The following is a 16,382-nucleotide window of genomic DNA, read 5'->3' as shown; positions in this document are numbered from 1 at the left end:
TTGAACTTCAGGTGTGCTGAATAAAATGGTCAACAATCATTTTCAAACCGAAGAACGTCACCCCGGCTTTCAGCAAGATGGCGCCAACACGTTGCGATATCCGGTCGCGAAGAAAACCGCCCAGGTAGGAGCCGGCGGTGGAGGCCGTGATCATGATGATGATCAACTGGGCATAGTCCATGAAGGCAAAGCCGGCAACGACGAAGGCTGCCACTTTCAGGCCGTGCAATACGCTCATTTGCATGGCATGCGTGACGATGACCTGATCCTTGTTGATGTTCATCTTCATCAGGATCGGTTGGGAAATAAGCCCGGTCACGGCCACAAACAGTGATAGGAAAGTTTGCAGGAAACCAACGATGGCGAAGTTTTTCAGGACGAAGCCAAGCGAAGCGACTAATCGCGTCCAGGTAATGGCCAGTATGAACACGCCGAGAATCAACGACAGGTACTTTTCCGGAAAGTGGCCGATGAAGAAATAACCAATGGCCGCGCCGGTAAGGCAGCCGATGACATAGCGCGGGAGAATCTCGATTTTCGCGTGCTTGTAATCGAAGGCGAAGCGGCTGCCATTACTGACCATCTGGATCAGGCCATGGACCGGCACCACGGCAGAGATAGGCAGGAACTGTGGCATCACCGCCAACAGGCCAATCCCACCTCCTACGCCAATCGCGGCCGTCATCAACGAAGTCAGAAAGCTGACGCCCACCAAAACATAGAGGCCAGCGGATAGTTCAAACATTGTTACTCCTGTCTGATTGGCATGAATTCAAAGCGGGCGCTTGGGTAGCGCAACTGTTCGTCGCTGTTTGTGGCGCGCACGCGGCCACCCGACGGCGCATGGCGCGCCATCGGTTGTCGATGTGAGGTTGAAAACGGCTAGGGCGGCGCCTGGCCCTCAGTGCCGAGCAGCGCCTTCATGCAGGGGGGCGCTATTTTTCCGGCAGCGCCCAGGCAATGATGCTGTCACCCAGCTTGGTTGGAATCCGGTCATGCCCGCCAACCACGGCAACCACGTACTGGCGCCCTTCGCTCATGTAGGTCAGGGGCGAAGCCTGGTTGCCGGCCGGTAGGCGCTCTTGCCACAGCAATTCACCACTTTCGCTGTTGTAGGCGCGCATGAAACGGTCGATGGCAGCGCCGATGAAGGTCACGCCACCGGCGGTCGCCACGCCCGTGGCATCGCTCGGTGTGCCGATTTCGAAGCGCAGTTTCGAGGCGATACCCAACGGCCCGCTGTCATAGCCGGTGCCGAATGGGCGGCTCCAGCGCACCTCACGGGTGCGCAGGTCGATAGCGGAGATAAACCCCCAGGGCGGCGCGATGCACGGCTGTTCCAGCGCCGACATCCATGGATCCTTGATAGCCCCGTACGGCAGGCCGGCCTGGACGCGGAACCCCTGGTTATTGCCTGGCGACTCCTGGAACGACTTGGCATTGATCGCATCTAGCTGCTCGCGGGGAACCAGCCCCTGCATGTACGGCAGCCGCTGGTTGTTGATGATCAGCAGGCCTCGCTGCAGGTCCACCATTACCCCGCCCCAGTTCAGGCCACCATGATGGCCGGGAAAGATCAGGCTTTGCTGGCCCACCACTGGCGGTGTGAAGATCCCCTCGTAACGCGCCTGGCGGAATTCGATGCGGCATTGCAACTGGTCGAACGGGGTCAGCCCCCAGGCATTGGCTTCGTTCAGTACTTCCGGCGTTTTCGATGGACGGCCCATGGTGCTCGGCATGCCCGGTGACAGCGGTTGGGTTGCCGCGGTGTAGTCCCCAGGAGCCGTGCCTTGCGGGACGGCAGCCTGGACGATATCGACCAGCGGTTCGCCGGTGGCGCGGTCGAGGACGAACAACTGGCCGGACTTGGTAGCTTGAATGACCGCCGGCCGTGGGCCGTGGGCAGTGGGAAAGTCGATCAGCGCCGGTTGTGGGCTCAGGTCGTAGTCCCAGAGGTCGTGATGGACGGTCTGGAAATGCCATTTTACCTGGCCGGTGAGCGCATCCAGCGCCACCAGCGAAGAGCTGTACTTGTCCTCCTGTTCGGTACGGGTACCGCCATAGAAGTCGCCTGCAGCGTTGCCGGTAGTGATGTAGACCAGCCCCAGCTCGTCGTCGGCGGAAATCGGCGCCCATGAGTTGGGCGTGCTGAGCGTGTAGGTCTGGTCGGCGGCGGCAGGGGCCGTGCTGTCGGGGCGGCCAAGATCCCAGGCCCACCTCTGTTTGCCGCTGACGGCGTCGTAGGCGCGAACCACGCCAGACGGCGCCGGGCGCACATCCGAGTCCAGCACCCTGCCACCGGTTATGACCACCCCGCGGATTACCAACGGTGCAGAAGTGATGCCGGTGGAGCCTTTGCGGAACGTACCCAGGCCGTCCTTGAGGTCGGCGAAGCCTGCCGTGCCGAAGTCCGGGCAGGCCTGCCCGGTCAGGGCATCGACTGCACCCAGGCGGATGTCGTTGGTGCCCCAGATGATACGTCTGGCGCACAGGCCGCTGGCATTGGGCACTTCGTAGTACGAGACGCCACGGCAGTAGGCGCCCCCGTTAGCGAAGTAATCCGGGTCAACCTTCGAGTCGTAGCGCCAGTTCTCCTTGCCGGTGGTCGCGTTCAAGGAAATGATGATTTGCTTCGGCGTGCAGGTATACAGCGAGTCGCCAACCTTGATGGGGGTCGCCTCGTTCAGGTATTTGGTTTTGTCGCCTGGCTGCTTGACGTCGCCATGGTGGTATTCCCAGGCCTTGACCAGGCCGGAAACGTTCGCGGGGGTAATCTGCGCCGCAGCAGAATAGTGGTTGCCGAGGTTGGAGCCGGCATAGGCGGTCCAGTTGCTCTTGTCGTGCGACGCGGCGACGTTGGCGTCTGGTGATGTCACCGTGCTGCGGCTGAAAGGTTGCTGTGAATACGCGGTGATGGCGGGCGAGTCGGCCAGGTGCACGGTGTCCGGGAAGAACAGCGGCACCAGGATGGTGGCGACCATCAGCAGTGGCAACATACCCATGATGCTGAAATACAGGGCCTTGCTGATTTTGCCGAAGTCGCGACGGACCAGTGGCCAGAAAGGCAGAAAGATCAGGCTGAGCAGGGCCAGCCAAGCCAGGCGTGGGATATACGCCCAGCCGTTGTAGCCGGACTCCCACACCGCCCAGCCATAGGTGGCCAGGGATGCTGCGCCATACAGGTAGATACCGAGCGATTTTTTCAGGCCCATGAGTACGGCTGCCAGCAGCAACGCGGTGCCCATCATCGCGTAGTAAGGCGAGCCGCCGGCACTGACCAGCGCGCCTCCCTGACAAGCCAGTGTCAGGCCAAGCAGGGCCAGCACAATCGCATACACCCCGAACAGTAGGCGCGAGACCCCAGTCCGCTTGGCCAACGTTCCTTGTTTCATTGCAACCATTCCTTGTGATTCGGTGCCACAGTGCGTCCGAGCGGCGCGCATAATTGCTTATTATTGCAATGAAATACAATATGAGGCGCAAAATTTAACCGGAGCGTCCATTTTTAGCGCTTCTTTGTATCTTGTGCGAAAGGGAGGCAATGACTAAGCTGCGATGCCTGCTTTGACGCGCGGCTATTGAAAGGAAGGTGTGGGAAAGGGTTCAGGCCTGCTGGTTTTCCGGCAAGCCATCCTCACGGGTCTTCAGGCGGCCGACGTCGTCCAGGTGTTTCCACAGAAATCGAGCGGCCTCTTCGCGCCGACCGGACTCGATCAGGTCGAGCAGGTGCAGGTGCTCCAGGCATTGCGTCATCAGGCGGCTGCGGTCGACGTTGGCTTTGTAGCTCATGAAGCGTCTGAGCTGGTTTTGCCGGCGTATGGCATCGATGAAGAACAGGTTGCCTGAACATTGCACGATCATTTCGTGAAACTGGGCGCCGATGTCGAACAGTTGTGCGCGTGACAGCGTCTGGATCTGGCCGTCGAGCATGGCCTGCTGTTGCTGCCTGGCCTTGGCAAATGCGGCCTGGTTGACCTTGTAGCCCGGCTCGCGCAGTGCGGCCGGCTCGATGGCCATGCGGAAGCGGTAGCTCTGGATGTGGGTCTGGGCGTTGTGTACGAATTCGTTGAGGCTCCAGCCTTGCCCGGGTTTGCGCTCGACCATGGCTTCGCTTGCCAGCCGGTTGAGGACTTTGAGCAGTTGCCCACGCGGTACCGAGTAGCGTCGCAATAGCTGGGCTTCAAAGAATTCGGTCGGGATTTCCCCGCTGAGGATGTCGTCCACCACGCGCAGGTAGAAGTCTTCGAACGGGTCACAGGCGGGAGGGACGGTGGCTTCCTCGATTTGCCCGGCGTCCTGTTTCAGAAAATAGCCGCGATTAGGCTCCTGTACCGCGATGTCCCACTCGGCGAGCAGGGCAAATACCCTGCGGATGGGGGAGCGGGAAACATCGAAGGCCTGGGCGAAGGTCTGCTCGCGCAATGGCTCGCCTGCCGTCATCGCCCGGGCGCGGATCATCTCGATGACGCGAGGGGCCAACTGCAGGGCGAGGTCTTTCTTGATCACAGGCTGTATTCCGAATGGTTGACTTCAGCCGACCCGGCAGGTTCGGGTGGACTGGGGGCAGGAAAATACCACACACCAAGGATGTGAGTATCTGCATGCAGCGAGCTGGCGCACTGGCTGGCCAGCACATTACCGGAGCCGCGGCGCGGGCTTTGGATCGACGAATGTTTTTTCCCGGGATGGATCAGTACACATGCTCAAGTTCAATGCTCACCTCGGCTTCCAGTTCAACGAACTGCCTTTTCTGCAGCGTATCGAAGCCGCCGCTGCCGCCGGATTTGGCGCGGTGGAATTCCCGTCACCCTACGCGTTCGATGCGAGTTTGTTGGCTGACCAACTGGCGCAGCATGCGCTGCCACTGGTCCAGTTTGCGGCACCGGCTGGGGTTTCCAAGGGCTTTGCCGCGGTGGCGGGCAAGGAGGCCGAGTTCCGTGACGGCTTGCGCCAGGCCGTCCGCTACGCTCGCACATTGGCGTGTACCGATGTACACCTGATGTCCGGAGTAACCCACGACGAGGGCGCCGGCAGGGTGTATGCGAGCAACCTGGACTATGCCGTGAAGTACTTCGAAGACCAGGGCCTGCGGCCGTTGATCGAGGTGATCTGCAACCAGGAAATGCCGGGTTACTACCTGTCCGACTTCAGCAAGGCCCAGCAGGTGCTGGAGGCGCACGCGAGTGTCGGGCTGGTCCTTGATCTTTATCATGCACAGGTGCTGAGCGGGAATGCGGCCGATGTGCTGGCGCAGTTCTTCGAGCGCACGGTGCATGTGCAGGTGGCCGATTGCCCGGGGCGGCATCAGCCGGGGACAGGGCAAATGGACATTGCAGGACTGTTCGCGGCGCTGGAGCAGCGCGGCTATACGGGGTGGATCGGGTGTGAATACCGGCCTGCGGGGACTACTGCCGATAGCCTCGGCTGGCTTGAACGATACGTCTCATGAACGCCTTGCGCGCCAACCCTGGGCAAATGCCCTGAAAAAAATCCGATGCCAGGGGGCTGGCATCGGATTGTGGCAAGAGGCCCGGGGTAGCCGGGCTTCCTGCTCGAGGCTGAGTGACTCAGGCCTTGAAGGTCTTGCCTTCGAACTGTTCGGCAACGAAGGCCCAGTTGACCAGGTTCCAGAACGCCTCGACGTACTTCGGACGCAGGTTGCGGTAGTCGATGTAGTAGGCGTGCTCCCAGACGTCGCAGGTCAGCAGCGGGGTGTCGCCGCTGGTCAGCGGGCAGCCGGCGCCGATGGTGCTGGCCAGGGCCAGGGAACCGTCGGCCTTCTTCACCAGCCAGCCCCAGCCGGAACCGAAGGTGCCAACTGAAGTCTTGGTGAACTCTTCCTTGAACTTGTCGAAGGAACCGAAAGCGGCGTTGATGGCGTCAGCCAGGGCACCGGTCGGCTGGCCACCGCCGTTTGGCGACAGGCAGTTCCAGTAGAAGGTGTGGTTCCAGACTTGAGCGGCGTTGTTGAAGATGCCGCCCGAAGAGCTCTTGACGATCTCTTCCAGGGTCTTGCCTTCGAATTCGGTGCCTGGGACCAGGTTGTTCAGGTTCACGACATAGGTGTTGTGGTGCTTGTCGTGGTGATACTCCAGGGTTTCCTTGGAGATGTGCGGCTGCAGGGCATCGTGGGCGTACGGCAGCGGCGGCAATTCAAAAGCCATGGTGGATCTCCTGATTCAGGTCTGTTTGCGGTTTGCGCAAGGCCGATCACGGGCGGCCCGATCAGCGTCAGCGAGATTGTACTCTTTGCGACGCAAGGGCTGGATCATAGCACCGGCCCCGGCGCATAACCACGCAACAAAGATAGGGAATAGAGGTTCCAGAGCGGTTGGCGGGTGGCGATCGGTGGTGGTCGTTTCCAGGCAGGCGAATGTGCGAAAGCCTCTGTAGGGGCGGCCTTGCGTCGCCCCAGGGCCGCAGCGCGGCCCGTGCAAGACAGGTGATGAAACCCGGTGTCAGTTGAAGACCAACTGCGCCGCCACCGCGAACATCATGACGGCGACCATCAGGTCCAGCATGCGCCAGGTCGCTGGCCGTGCCAGCCACGGCGCCAGCCAGGCGGCGCCGATCGCCAAGGTCGAGAACCACACCAGCGAGGCGCTGGCAGCTCCGGCCACATAGGCTCCAGGCGCGGTCTGCTGGGCCCCCAGCGAGCCGATCAGCAACACCGTGTCGAGATACACGTGCGGGTTCAGCAGGGTCACCGCCAGGGCGCTGAGCAGCACCGCGCGGCGTGAGCGTGCGCCTTGGCCCTGCTGGTGCTGCAGGCTCTGCCGGGAGCAGGCGCTGCGCAACGCCTTGGCCCCGTACCAGATCAGGAATAGCGCGCCGCCCCAACGGGCGACCGCCAGCAAGGTCGGGTTGTGCGCCAGCACGGTGGCCAGGCCGAACACCCCGGCTGCCACCAGGACCGCGTCGCAGAGAATACACAGGGCCGCCACCGGCAGGTGATGCTCGCGGCGCAGGCTCTGGGCGAGGACGAAGGCGTTCTGGGCGCCGATGGCCATGATCAGGCCGAAGGCCACCAGCATGCCGTTGAGATAGCTTTGCCACATGGCCCGCGCTCCAGGAGTGTCGAGAAAAGATGCTGGCCATTGTGCGCAAACGGGTTGTATAAGAAAAACAAATAACGCTGATCAGGCATTAGCAAAATCGATGTTCGACTACAAACTGCTGGCCGCCCTCGCGGCGGTGATAGAACAGGGTGGTTTCGAGCGCGCCGCGCAGGTGCTGGGCCTGTCGCAGTCGGCCATATCCCAGCGCATCAAGCTGCTCGAGGCGCGGGTCGGGCAGCCGGTGCTGGTGCGGGCCACACCGCCAGGCACGACTGAAGTCGGTCGGCAGTTGCTCAACCATGTGCAACAGGTGCGCCTGCTCGAACGCGACCTGCAACGCCAGGTGCCGGCGCTGGACGAGGAGGGCATGCCGGAGCGCCTGCGCATCGCCCTCAACGCCGACAGCCTGGCCACCTGGTGGGCCGCTGCGGTGGGCAACTTTTGCGCGCAGCACAACCTGCTGACCGACCTGGTGGTAGAAGACCAGGAAGTGGGCCTGAAGCGCATGCGTGCCGGCGAAGTGGCAGCCTGCCTGTGCGCCAGCGAGCGCCCGGTGGCCGGCGCGCGTAGCCTGCCACTGGGGGCCATGCGTTACCGGGCGCTGGCCAGCCCCGGGTTCATGGCGCGGCATTTTCCCCAGGGGTTCGTTGCGGGCCGCCTGGCCCGTACGCCGGCGATCGTCTACGGCCCGGACGACTTCCTGCAGCACCGCTACCTGGCATCGCTGGGCATCGACGGTGGTTTTCTGCACCACCTGTGCCCGTCCTCGGAAGGTTTCCTGCGCATGACCGAAGCCGGCCTGGGTTGGGGCCTGGTGCCCGAACTGCAAGCCCGTGAGCAGCTGGCCGGCGGGCAATTGGTGGAAATCTGCAGCGATACCCCCATCGATGTGCCGTTGTACTGGCATCATTGGCGCAACGGCGGGCAACTGCTCGCGCAACTGACCGAGCATCTGCGGCACTGCGCACGGCAATGGCTGGTGCCCTTGTAGCCACGGCTGGCGTCAGTTGCATCTGAAATCTGGCAAGACGGAGTCTTACATGCGAATTCTGGTCACCGGCGCGAGCGGCTTCATTGGCGGGCGCTTTGCGCGCTTTGCCCTTGAGCAGGGCCTGGACGTGCGGGTCAGCGGCCGCCGCGCGGAGGGGGTCGAGCACCTGGTCAAGCGCGGCGCCCAGTTCATCCCCGGCGACCTTGGCGATGCCGAGCTGGCCCGTCGCCTCTGCCAGGGCGTCGAGGCCGTGGTGCACTGCGCCGGCGCGGTGGGCAACTGGGGGCGCTACCAGGACTTCTACCAAGGCAACGTTGTGGTCACCGAGAACGTGGTAGAGGGCTGCCTCAAGGAGCACGTGCGACGCCTGGTGCACCTGTCGTCGCCGTCGATCTACTTCAACGGTCGCTCGCGTCTGGATATCCGCGAAGACCAGGTGCCGCGTCGCTTCCACGACCACTATGGACAGACCAAGTACCTGGCCGAGCAGAAGGTGTTCGGCGCCCAGGAGTTCGGCCTCGAGGTGCTGGCGCTGCGCCCACGTTTCGTCACCGGGGCTGGCGACGCCAGTATTTTTCCGCGGCTGATGCACATGCAGCGCAAGGGCCGCATGGCGATCATCGGCAACGGCCTGAACAAGGTGGATTTCACCAGCGTGCACAACCTCAACGAGGCGCTGTCCAGTGCCCTGTTCGCTGACGCCCGGGCGCTGGGCCAGGCCTACAACATCAGCAACGGCCAGCCATTGCCGCTATGGGATGTGGTCAATTATGTGATGCGCAAGATGCAGCTGCCGCAGGTTACCCGCTACCGTTCCTACGGCCTGGCCTACAGCCTGGCTGCGCTGAACGAGGCGGCCTGCCTGCTATGGCCGGGGCGCCCGCAACCAACCCTGTCGCGCCTGGGCATGCAGGTGATGAGCCGCGATTTCACCCTGGATATCAGCCGCGCCCGGCAATACCTGGACTACCAGCCCAAGGTCAGCCTGTGGACGGCGCTGGATGAATTCTGCGCCTGGTGGCAGCACCAGCCGCCAGGCGCATGAGGCCCGCGGGTCGACGACGGTCATCAACGTGCCGCGCTGGCGGTTTATACTCGTGCCTCTTTGCGACTACCGCGGTTGAATGTATCCATGCGTAACCATGCTGATGATGACTACGATGACGTGCCTACCCTGCGGGCCGGCACCCATGACGATGACGAACTGATGCCGGCGCACGTGGTGCGCAGCCGCCAGAAATCCGCCCGCGGGGCCAGCACGGCGCCGCTTTGGGCCTTGCTCGGGGCCTCGTTCATCGCCTTGGCGGGCCTCGGCTGGTGGAGCTTCCAGCAGATTTCCCTGATGGAACAGCAACTGGTGGCGACCCAGGAAAGCTTTGCCCGCATCAGCGAGGAAGCGGCCGGGCGCCTGCAGGCCATCAGCGGCAAGGTCGCGGCCAGCGAGTCGGGGGCCAACACCAGTAGCGAGGCATTGAAACTGCAGCTGCGCCAGTTGCAGCAGGGGATGGCCGGGCAGACCGGTGACCTGGGCAAGCGCCTCGAGCAGGTGCTGGCCGATACCCGGGAACAGCAGAAGGCAGTGACCGAGCTGCAGAGCCAGTTGCAGGCGCAATTGAAGCAGGTGAACGGCGAGCTGGCCGCATTGCGTTCGGGCCAGGTCGACGGGGGCAGGCTGGATGCCCAGCTAAAGGGCCTGAACGAGCAGGTTGCGGCACTGAAGGCCGCGCAGGCCGACGGCGGCAAGCTGGATGGCCAGCTCAAGAGCCTGAGCAGCGAGGTGGCGGCGCTGAAGAAGCAAGGTAACCCGAGCGCGGCTATCCAGGACCTGGAGCAGGACATGTTGGTGCTCAAGAGCCAGATCGACAACCGTCCGGCTGCGGCCGCCGCTAGTGGTGCTTCGGTGCAAGAGTTCGATGCCTTCCGGGCGCAGACGACCCGCAACCTGAATACCTTGCAGAGCCAGATCCAGAACCTGCAGCAGCAGATCAACGCCCGGCCGTGACATTGTAGGGGAGGGTTTTGCCTCCTATCGCGACACCAGGCCGCTCCCACGGGATATCGCGTTCCCCTGTCGGAGCGGCCTGGTGTCGCCAAAGGGCCGCAAAGCGGCCCCGGCGATTTCAGTTACAACCGCGGATAGTCGATATACCCCACCGGCCCCTTGCCATAGAAGGTCTCCGGCCGCGCCTCGTTCAGTGGCGCATCCGCTGCCAGCCGTGCCGGCAGGTCCGGGTTGGCGATAAACGGCACGCCGAACGCCACCGCATCCGCCTTGCCACTGGCCAGGGCCGCATTGGCGCTGGCCTTGTCGAACCGCTCGTTGACGATGTACGGGCCGCCGAACGCTTGCTTGATCAACGGGCCGATGCTGTCATCGGCTTCCCGCTCGCGGGAGCAGATGAAGGCAATGCCCCGTTTGCCCAGCTCGCGGGCGACATAGGTGAAGGTTTCGGCGCGGTCGGCATCGCCCATGTCATGGGCATCGGCGCGTGGCGCCAGGTGCACGCCGACACGGCTCGCCCCCCATACCTCGATGGCCGCGTCGGTTACCTCCAGCAGCAGGCGCGCACGGTTTTCCAGCGAGCCGCCGTAGCGGTCGGTGCGCTGGTTGGTGCTGCTTTGCAGGAACTGGTCGAGCAGGTAGCCGTTGGCACCATGAATCTCTACGCCATCGAAGCCGGCGGCCTTGGCATTCTCGGCACCGCTGCGGTAGGCCTCGACGATGTCGGCGATCTCTTCGGTTTCCAGCGCGCGCGGGGTGGGGTAGTCACTGAGCGGGCGTACCAGGCTGACATGGCCCTTGGGCTGGATTGCGCTGGGGGCCACGGGCAGTTCGCCGTTCAGGTAGCTAGGGTGGGAGATGCGGCCAACGTGCCACAGTTGCAGGAAAATGCGCCCGCCCGCAGCATGCACGGCCTTGGTCACATTGTTCCAGCCACGTACCTGCTCGTCGTTCCAGATGCCGGGAGTATCCGGGTAGCCGACACCCATGGGGCTGACCGAAGTCGCCTCGCTGAGGATCAGCCCGGCACTGGCGCGCTGCACGTAGTACTCGGCCATCAGCGCATTGGGCACGCGGCCTTCATCGGCGCGGCAGCGGGTCAGCGGGGCCATGATGATGCGGTTGGGCAATTGCAGGTCGCCCAGGGTGATCGGATCGAAAAGCGTGGTCATGACGGTTACCTGCCTGTTCAGAGTGTTTGGCGCAATTGTTCGAGAAACGCCTGGATGGTGGTTTCGTTGCGTTTGAAGAAGTGCCACTGGCCGATCTTCTGGCTGCTGACCAACCCGGCGCGCTGCAGGGTGGCCAGGTGGGCAGAGACGGTCGACTGCGACAGGCCGCAGCGTTGGTCGATCTGCCCGGCACAGACACCGTTCTCGGTGCTGTGGTACTGGTCCGGGAAGTGCGTTGCCGGGGCTTTCAGCCAGCCGAGGATTTCTCGCCTGACTGGGTGGGCCAGCGCTTTTATGATTTCGTCGAGATCGAGAGGCATGGGTTGAGGCTCGTTGTAGCGGTATATCGCGATAGGACGAAATGTAAATCGTGAACTACCGATATACAAATACCAGGAAGTTCTGAGCTGAGCGCGAATCGCTATATCGCGTTATAACGATATAGGCGTTGACGGTGCTAGACTGCGCCGATGAACTACCTCGCACACCTGCATCTGGGCGGCCCGGCGCCGCAACAACTGCTTGGCAGCCTGTATGGCGATTTCGTCAAAGGCCCGCTGGAAGGGCGCTTCCCGCCTGCACTGGAGGCGGCCATCCGGCTGCATCGTCGAATCGACAGCTATACCGACCAGCACCCGTTGGTGCTGGCGGCACTGGCGCGTTTTCCACGTGAGCGGCGGCGCTTTGCCGGCATCGTTGTGGATGTGTTCTTCGATCACTGCCTGGCCCGGCATTGGCAGGATTATGCCGAGCAACCGCTGGAGCAGTTCACTGGGGCGTTTTATCGGGTGCTGTTGGCGGAACCCGAGCTGCCCGGGCGGCTGGCGCGGATTGCGCCGTACATGGCGGCGGATGACTGGCTGGGCGCTTATGGTGATTTCGCCACGCTGGAACAGGTCTTCAACGGCATTGCCCGAAGGCTGTCGCGGCCAGAGGGGATGGCGGGGGTAATGGGTGAGCTGGAGCGGTTATATGAACCGTTGCTGGCGGATTTTCGTGAATTCTATCCACAGTTGCAGGCGTTCGCGGCGGTGGGGCGGATGTCTGGCAGCCAGGCCTGTGCCGGCCTCTTCGCGGGCAAGCCTGCAAGAGACTAGTCCTGAACAGCAGAAACTCAGGCAGCCCGCGCTTGCCGTCGCGCCACAACTTCAACTTCCTCAGCGCCGAACAATGCCAGCTGAATCGCCTGCTGTGCCTGCAGTGCGAGCATCGCCCGCTCCTTGCCTACGCTGCCGATCGGCTGCAGCAAGTGGATGCACACCTCGCTCCGCGGCTGGGCGAACAGGCGCAGCAGGTGCGACACCAGGTCATCCTCGCCGATGAACGGTGCGATCGGGTCAACCTGACCATGGCGCAGGTACTGGATGGCCACCGGTTGTACCGCCACCCCACGGTCGATGGCGCCCGCCAGCAGGCGGCCATGGAAGGTGCGCAGGGTCCGCCCGCTGGTGGTGGTGCCTTCGGGGAAGATCAACAGCGGACGGGCCAGGCCCAATTGCCCGGCGATCTGTTCACGCAGGCGCTGGCTGTCACCGCCACCCCGGCGAATGAACAGCGTGCCGGCCTTTTCCGCCAGCCAGCCGGCCAGCGGCCAGTGGCGCACTTCGGCCTTTGACAGGAACGACAGCGGCAGCAGCATGCCGAGCAAGGGGATATCGGTCCACGACACATGGTTGCTGACCCACAGCATCGGCCGCTGCGGTAGCGCGCCGATCACTCGCACGTCGAATGGCAACGCCGCGACCAGGCGTTTCATGAACAGGCAGGTCCAGCGCTGGCGGCGCTCTATCGATGGCCTGAAGCCCAGGCGCTCGCCCAGGGTGATCAGACCGGCCAGCAGCATGCCCAGCAGCAGGACCAGCAGCAGTCGCGTCAGGCGGGCCAACACCCGCAGCTTCGGCATCACACCGCTGCCTTGAAGTGGCGGGCATAGCGTGGGCACAGTTCGTCGCGCTTGAGCAGGATGAACACGTCGGCGACCTGGAAGTCTTCGTCCCAGCATGGCTCGCCGCAAATTTTCGCGCCCAGGCGCATGTAGGCCTTGAGCAGGGGAGGCATTTCGGCAATCACGTTGTTCGGCAGGGCCAGCTTGGGCAATGGGTTTTTCGGTTCGGCACGCAGGTGCTCGGTGCACAGGTAGCGGTCGCGCAGGCGCTGCATCACCGCATGGGCCTGTATTCCGCCATCCTGCATGGGGATGCTGGCGCAGCCCATCAGGTAGCTGTAGCGGCCTTCATTGAGGATTTCCGCCAGTTCGCTCCACAGTACGGCGATGGTGCCGCCGTTGCGGTACTCGGTGGCCACGCAGGTGCGTCCCAGCTCCAGGATAGGGCCCTGCAATTGCAGCAGGCCATGCAGGCTGAATTCTTCTTCACTGTAGAAGCGGCCCAGGCTGCTGGCGGCCTGGTGGTCGAGCAGGCGCGTGGTGGCGACCAGCTCCCCGGTACTCAGGTCGCGCACACCGATGTGGCGGCAATGCACGTCGTAGTCATCCATGTCCAGGCCGTGCTCGGCACCCTTGAGGCGCGCCTTGAATTCGGCGCTGAATACCTTGTAGCGCAGGGCCTGGGCCTCGTGCAGGGCCGCGGCGCCAACCAGGCGTTCGGCTTGCAGACGGCGTTCGGTGCTGTTGTCGCCAGCGTGAGCGATCCGAGTCATTACGAGTCTCCATAAGCCAGCCATGAAGGGTTGCGGCCGGTCGGCTTTGTTGTGCAAAGTCAGCCTAGGTAGACGCGGTGTCACCCCTGTGAAGCTTTGGTGATGCTTGCGTGACATCCCACGGCCTTAGCCGAAAGCCCCCTGCAAGGAGCCGCTCCATGGCCTGGTTGCAACGACTCAACGACCCGCTTCGCCAAGCGCTGGCGGGCACCCTTGGCGAAACCTATGCCGCGCTGCTCGAGCGCCTTGGCCCGGTTGCCCCGTTCGAACTGGCGGTTCTTGGCGGGCGGGCGATGGCCACGCCGGGCCTGGCCTTCCTGGTCGGTTACCAGGCCGCCTTGCGCGTGCTGTGGCCCAGTGCTCCGCCGAGCCTCGGTGCCTTGTGCGCCAGCGAACGGCGCAGCGTGCGGCCGGCGGACATGGGGACGCGCCTGGACGGCCTGCGCTTGACCGGCAGCAAGGACTTCGTCACCGCCGGCCTGGAGGCGGAGTGGTTGCTGGTGGCGGCGCGCAGCGAGGCGCCGGGTGCGCCAGCGCAGTTGAACCTGGCGGTGGTCTACCCCGGCGAGCCGGGGGTGACGCTGGAAGCACTGCCGACCCTGCCGTTGATGCCGGAGGTAGGGCATGGGCGACTGGTGCTGGAGCATGCAGCGTGCGAACTGCTGGCGGGGGATGGCTGGGATGCCTATGTGAAACCGTTCCGCTCGCTGGAGGACTTGTATGTGCTCACCGCCCTGACGGCCTGGCTGTATGGCGTCGGCCAGGCGTGTGCCTGGCCGCAGGCCTTGCGCCTGCAGTTGCTCGGGCTGCTGGCCGGGTGTGCCGAGGGTAGCCGGCAGTGTGCCGATACGGTCGGTTGCCATTTGTTGCTGGGTGGGTTGTTTGCGCAGTTCCAGGCGCTACGGGGCGAAATCGAGGCGGCCTTGGCAGCCGGGCCGGCACATTGGGCGCAGCTGTGGCAGCGCGACCAGGGCGTGATGGCGCTGGCGGCTGCAGCGCGGGAGAAGCGCTTGAACAAGGCATGGGCAGCTGCGGGACTGTCATGAACGGCTGCTAGATTCGTGTGGTTGCATGAACCCTGGGGCCGCACAGTGGCCTCCGCAAAAAGGCAATCCGATGAAGGCATTGTTCATCATACTGGCACTGGTTACCGGGTGTGCCTGGGCCGAGGACTGGCCTCAACCCGACTGGCCCATCGATGACGCCAACCGCGACTGGCAGGCTGTCGACGCCTACGCCTTCCCCGCCCGTCCCACCCGGGAGCGCACCGGTATTCGTACCGACGCCCTGCTGATCATTCGTGACGGTCGTATCCTGCACGAACGCTATACGGCGCCCACCACCGCAGCCACTGCCCACCTCACCTGGTCGGTCAGCAAAAGCGTGCTCGCCACGGTGCTGGGCGTGGCCCAGGGCCAGGGGCGCTTCCAGCTGCAAGACCCGGTCAGCCGCTTCTACCCGCCCATGCGTGCCCACCCCGACGTGCGCATGGCCGACCTGCTGCACTGGGCCAGCGGTCTGGACTGGCAGGAAGACTACGAATACGCTCCGCTGAAATCGTCGGTGGTGGCCATGCTCTACAGCCGCGGCCGCGCGGACATGGCGGCCTATACCGCGGCGCGAGGCACGGCCGCCAGCCCTGGCCAGCGCTTTCTCTATTCCAGTGGCGACAGCAATCTGCTGGCCGCCGCCCTGCGCGGCATGCTCGGCGCCGAACAGTACCCGGAATACCCCTGGCACACGTTGTTCACCCCGCTGGGCATCACTAGCGCGGTGTGGGAACGTGACCAGGCCGGCATCCATGTCGGTTCTTCCTACCTGTACCTTACGGCGCGCGACCTGGCACGCATCGGTCTGCTGATGCAGCGCGACGGGCGCTGGCATGGCCGGCAACTGCTGCCCGAAGCCTGGGTGGCCTTCAATCGGACACCATTTGCCCAAGCCAACGCCATGGCCGGCGAGGCCAACCCCGGTGGCCACTGGTGGCTCAACCAGCCGTTGGCCGGGGCGCCACGGCCCTGGCCGAGTGCACCCGCAGACACCTATGCGGCCCTCGGCCATTGGGGGCAGGCGCTGTACGTGCTGCCCACGCAGAAGCTGGTGATCGTGCGTTATGCCGATGACCGCGACGGCAACTACCAGCATGACGAACTGCTCAGGCGGGTACTCGCGGTGCTGGCCGGGGAGGGCGCATGAAGCGGGTCGGGCTGCTGCTGTTGCTGGGGCTGTCGTACTGGGCTTGGCAAGAGCGCCAGGCCCTGGCCGACTTCCCCGGCATCCTTTCGGCCTACTCGGCCAAGGAATACTGCTCGTGCCGCTTCGTCATGGGGTTCGAGCCGGAGTATTGCCAGGGCTACGTGAAACAATGGCTGGCGCTGAGCCTGCTGGAGGAAGACCGCCAGCAGCGGCGGGTAACTGCCGAAGGCCTGGGGCGGCGCCACCAGGCTGCCTGGCAAGGCCCGCGCGAGGGCTGCCGCTTGCTGCCGTGAAGGCGGGCGGTT

General features: G+C 63.8%; 17 protein-coding genes. 8 read left to right on the top strand and 9 right to left on the bottom strand.

Annotated elements, in window-relative coordinates; all coding sequences use genetic code 11:
• Positions 1 to 7: 7 nt before the first annotated feature.
• The 3 genes from ACLEJP_RS20640 to ACLEJP_RS20630 all read right to left on the bottom strand — a co-directional run bounded on the left by ACLEJP_RS20640 (position 8) and on the right by ACLEJP_RS20630 (position 4,506).
• Positions 8 to 745 carry a TSUP family transporter gene (locus ACLEJP_RS20640; protein ID WP_440809346.1) on the bottom strand — a complete coding sequence of 246 codons (738 nt, stop codon included), beginning with the start codon at positions 743 to 745 and terminating at the stop codon, positions 8 to 10.
• Between the two features lie 190 nt (positions 746 to 935).
• On the bottom strand, positions 936 to 3,392 hold the full coding sequence (locus tag ACLEJP_RS20635; RefSeq protein ID WP_440809343.1) for a membrane-bound PQQ-dependent dehydrogenase, glucose/quinate/shikimate family: 2,457 nt from the start codon (positions 3,390 to 3,392) through the stop codon (positions 936 to 938).
• 211 nt (positions 3,393 to 3,603) lie between these two features.
• Entirely contained in the window at positions 3,604 to 4,506 is a 903-nt protein-coding gene (locus ACLEJP_RS20630; RefSeq protein WP_440809341.1) for a GntR family transcriptional regulator, read from the bottom strand.
• A 193-nt stretch (positions 4,507 to 4,699) separates the two neighbouring features.
• Between ACLEJP_RS20630 and ACLEJP_RS20625 the strand changes: the two genes are divergently transcribed.
• Positions 4,700 to 5,449 (top strand): hydroxypyruvate isomerase family protein, encoded by a 750-nt coding sequence (locus tag ACLEJP_RS20625; protein WP_440809339.1) that lies wholly within the window; start codon positions 4,700 to 4,702, stop codon positions 5,447 to 5,449.
• A gap of 118 nt (positions 5,450 to 5,567) precedes the next feature.
• On the opposite strand, the gene ACLEJP_RS20620 is transcribed toward ACLEJP_RS20625, so the two are convergent.
• Positions 5,568 to 6,164, bottom strand: coding sequence for a superoxide dismutase (locus ACLEJP_RS20620; protein WP_003255187.1), 597 nt, complete (start codon positions 6,162 to 6,164; stop codon positions 5,568 to 5,570).
• Positions 6,165 to 6,458: 294 nt separating this feature from the next.
• Positions 6,459 to 7,058, bottom strand: coding sequence for a LysE/ArgO family amino acid transporter (locus ACLEJP_RS20615; RefSeq protein ID WP_440809336.1), 600 nt, complete (start codon positions 7,056 to 7,058; stop codon positions 6,459 to 6,461).
• 100 nt (positions 7,059 to 7,158) lie between these two features.
• Between ACLEJP_RS20615 and ACLEJP_RS20610 the strand changes: the two genes are divergently transcribed.
• The 3 genes from ACLEJP_RS20610 to ACLEJP_RS20600 all read left to right on the top strand — a co-directional run bounded on the left by ACLEJP_RS20610 (position 7,159) and on the right by ACLEJP_RS20600 (position 10,051).
• Positions 7,159 to 8,049 (top strand): LysR family transcriptional regulator ArgP, encoded by an 891-nt coding sequence (locus tag ACLEJP_RS20610; RefSeq protein WP_440809334.1) that lies wholly within the window; start codon positions 7,159 to 7,161, stop codon positions 8,047 to 8,049.
• A gap of 49 nt (positions 8,050 to 8,098) precedes the next feature.
• A complete protein-coding gene (locus tag ACLEJP_RS20605) occupies positions 8,099 to 9,094 on the top strand; it encodes an NAD-dependent epimerase/dehydratase family protein (RefSeq protein WP_440809332.1) in 996 nt (331 codons plus the stop codon).
• 87 nt (positions 9,095 to 9,181) lie between these two features.
• Entirely contained in the window at positions 9,182 to 10,051 is an 870-nt protein-coding gene (locus ACLEJP_RS20600) for an ATPase (protein ID WP_440809331.1), read from the top strand.
• A 122-nt stretch (positions 10,052 to 10,173) separates the two neighbouring features.
• Here the strand turns inward: ACLEJP_RS20600 and ACLEJP_RS20595 are convergent, their stop codons facing one another.
• Together ACLEJP_RS20595 and ACLEJP_RS20590 are read right to left on the bottom strand one after the other, a co-directional pair.
• Positions 10,174 to 11,223 carry an alkene reductase gene (locus ACLEJP_RS20595; protein ID WP_186685286.1) on the bottom strand — a complete coding sequence of 350 codons (1,050 nt, stop codon included), beginning with the start codon at positions 11,221 to 11,223 and terminating at the stop codon, positions 10,174 to 10,176.
• 17 nt (positions 11,224 to 11,240) lie between these two features.
• Positions 11,241 to 11,543: an ArsR/SmtB family transcription factor gene (locus ACLEJP_RS20590; protein WP_289130647.1), complete on the bottom strand. Its 303-nt coding sequence runs from the start codon at positions 11,541 to 11,543 to the stop codon at positions 11,241 to 11,243.
• A gap of 150 nt (positions 11,544 to 11,693) precedes the next feature.
• On the opposite strand from ACLEJP_RS20590, the gene ACLEJP_RS20585 reads away from it, so the two are divergent.
• Entirely contained in the window at positions 11,694 to 12,320 is a 627-nt protein-coding gene (locus ACLEJP_RS20585; protein WP_440809329.1) for an ACP phosphodiesterase, read from the top strand.
• A gap of 17 nt (positions 12,321 to 12,337) precedes the next feature.
• Here the strand turns inward: ACLEJP_RS20585 and ACLEJP_RS20580 are convergent, their stop codons facing one another.
• Positions 12,338 to 13,126, bottom strand: a complete 789-nt coding sequence (locus ACLEJP_RS20580) for a lysophospholipid acyltransferase family protein (protein ID WP_440809327.1) — start codon at positions 13,124 to 13,126, stop codon at positions 12,338 to 12,340.
• On the bottom strand, positions 13,126 to 13,881 hold the full coding sequence (olsB, locus tag ACLEJP_RS20575) for an L-ornithine N(alpha)-acyltransferase (RefSeq protein ID WP_440809324.1): 756 nt from the start codon (positions 13,879 to 13,881) through the stop codon (positions 13,126 to 13,128). Before olsB ends, ACLEJP_RS20580 begins: the two co-directional genes overlap by 1 nt.
• 158 nt (positions 13,882 to 14,039) lie before the next feature.
• Here olsB and ACLEJP_RS20570 point away from each other — a divergent pair, with 158 nt between their 5' ends.
• From ACLEJP_RS20570 to ACLEJP_RS20560, 3 genes are all read left to right on the top strand, one after another.
• Entirely contained in the window at positions 14,040 to 14,927 is an 888-nt protein-coding gene (locus ACLEJP_RS20570; RefSeq protein ID WP_440809322.1) for an acyl-CoA dehydrogenase, read from the top strand.
• A 70-nt stretch (positions 14,928 to 14,997) separates the two neighbouring features.
• Positions 14,998 to 16,077 carry a serine hydrolase domain-containing protein gene (locus ACLEJP_RS20565; RefSeq protein ID WP_440809320.1) on the top strand — a complete coding sequence of 360 codons (1,080 nt, stop codon included), beginning with the start codon at positions 14,998 to 15,000 and terminating at the stop codon, positions 16,075 to 16,077.
• Positions 16,074 to 16,370: an amidase gene (locus ACLEJP_RS20560; RefSeq protein WP_440809319.1), complete on the top strand. Its 297-nt coding sequence runs from the start codon at positions 16,074 to 16,076 to the stop codon at positions 16,368 to 16,370. Before ACLEJP_RS20565 ends, ACLEJP_RS20560 begins: the two co-directional genes overlap by 4 nt.
• Positions 16,371 to 16,382 lie beyond the last annotated feature (12 nt).

Source organism: Pseudomonas sp. SMV7 (genome assembly GCF_052041995.1).
In the GTDB taxonomy this organism is placed as follows: Bacteria; Pseudomonadota; Gammaproteobacteria; order Pseudomonadales; family Pseudomonadaceae; genus Aquipseudomonas.
Note: the sequence above shows the minus strand (reverse complement) of the source record. Positions and strands in the feature narration are given on the sequence as shown.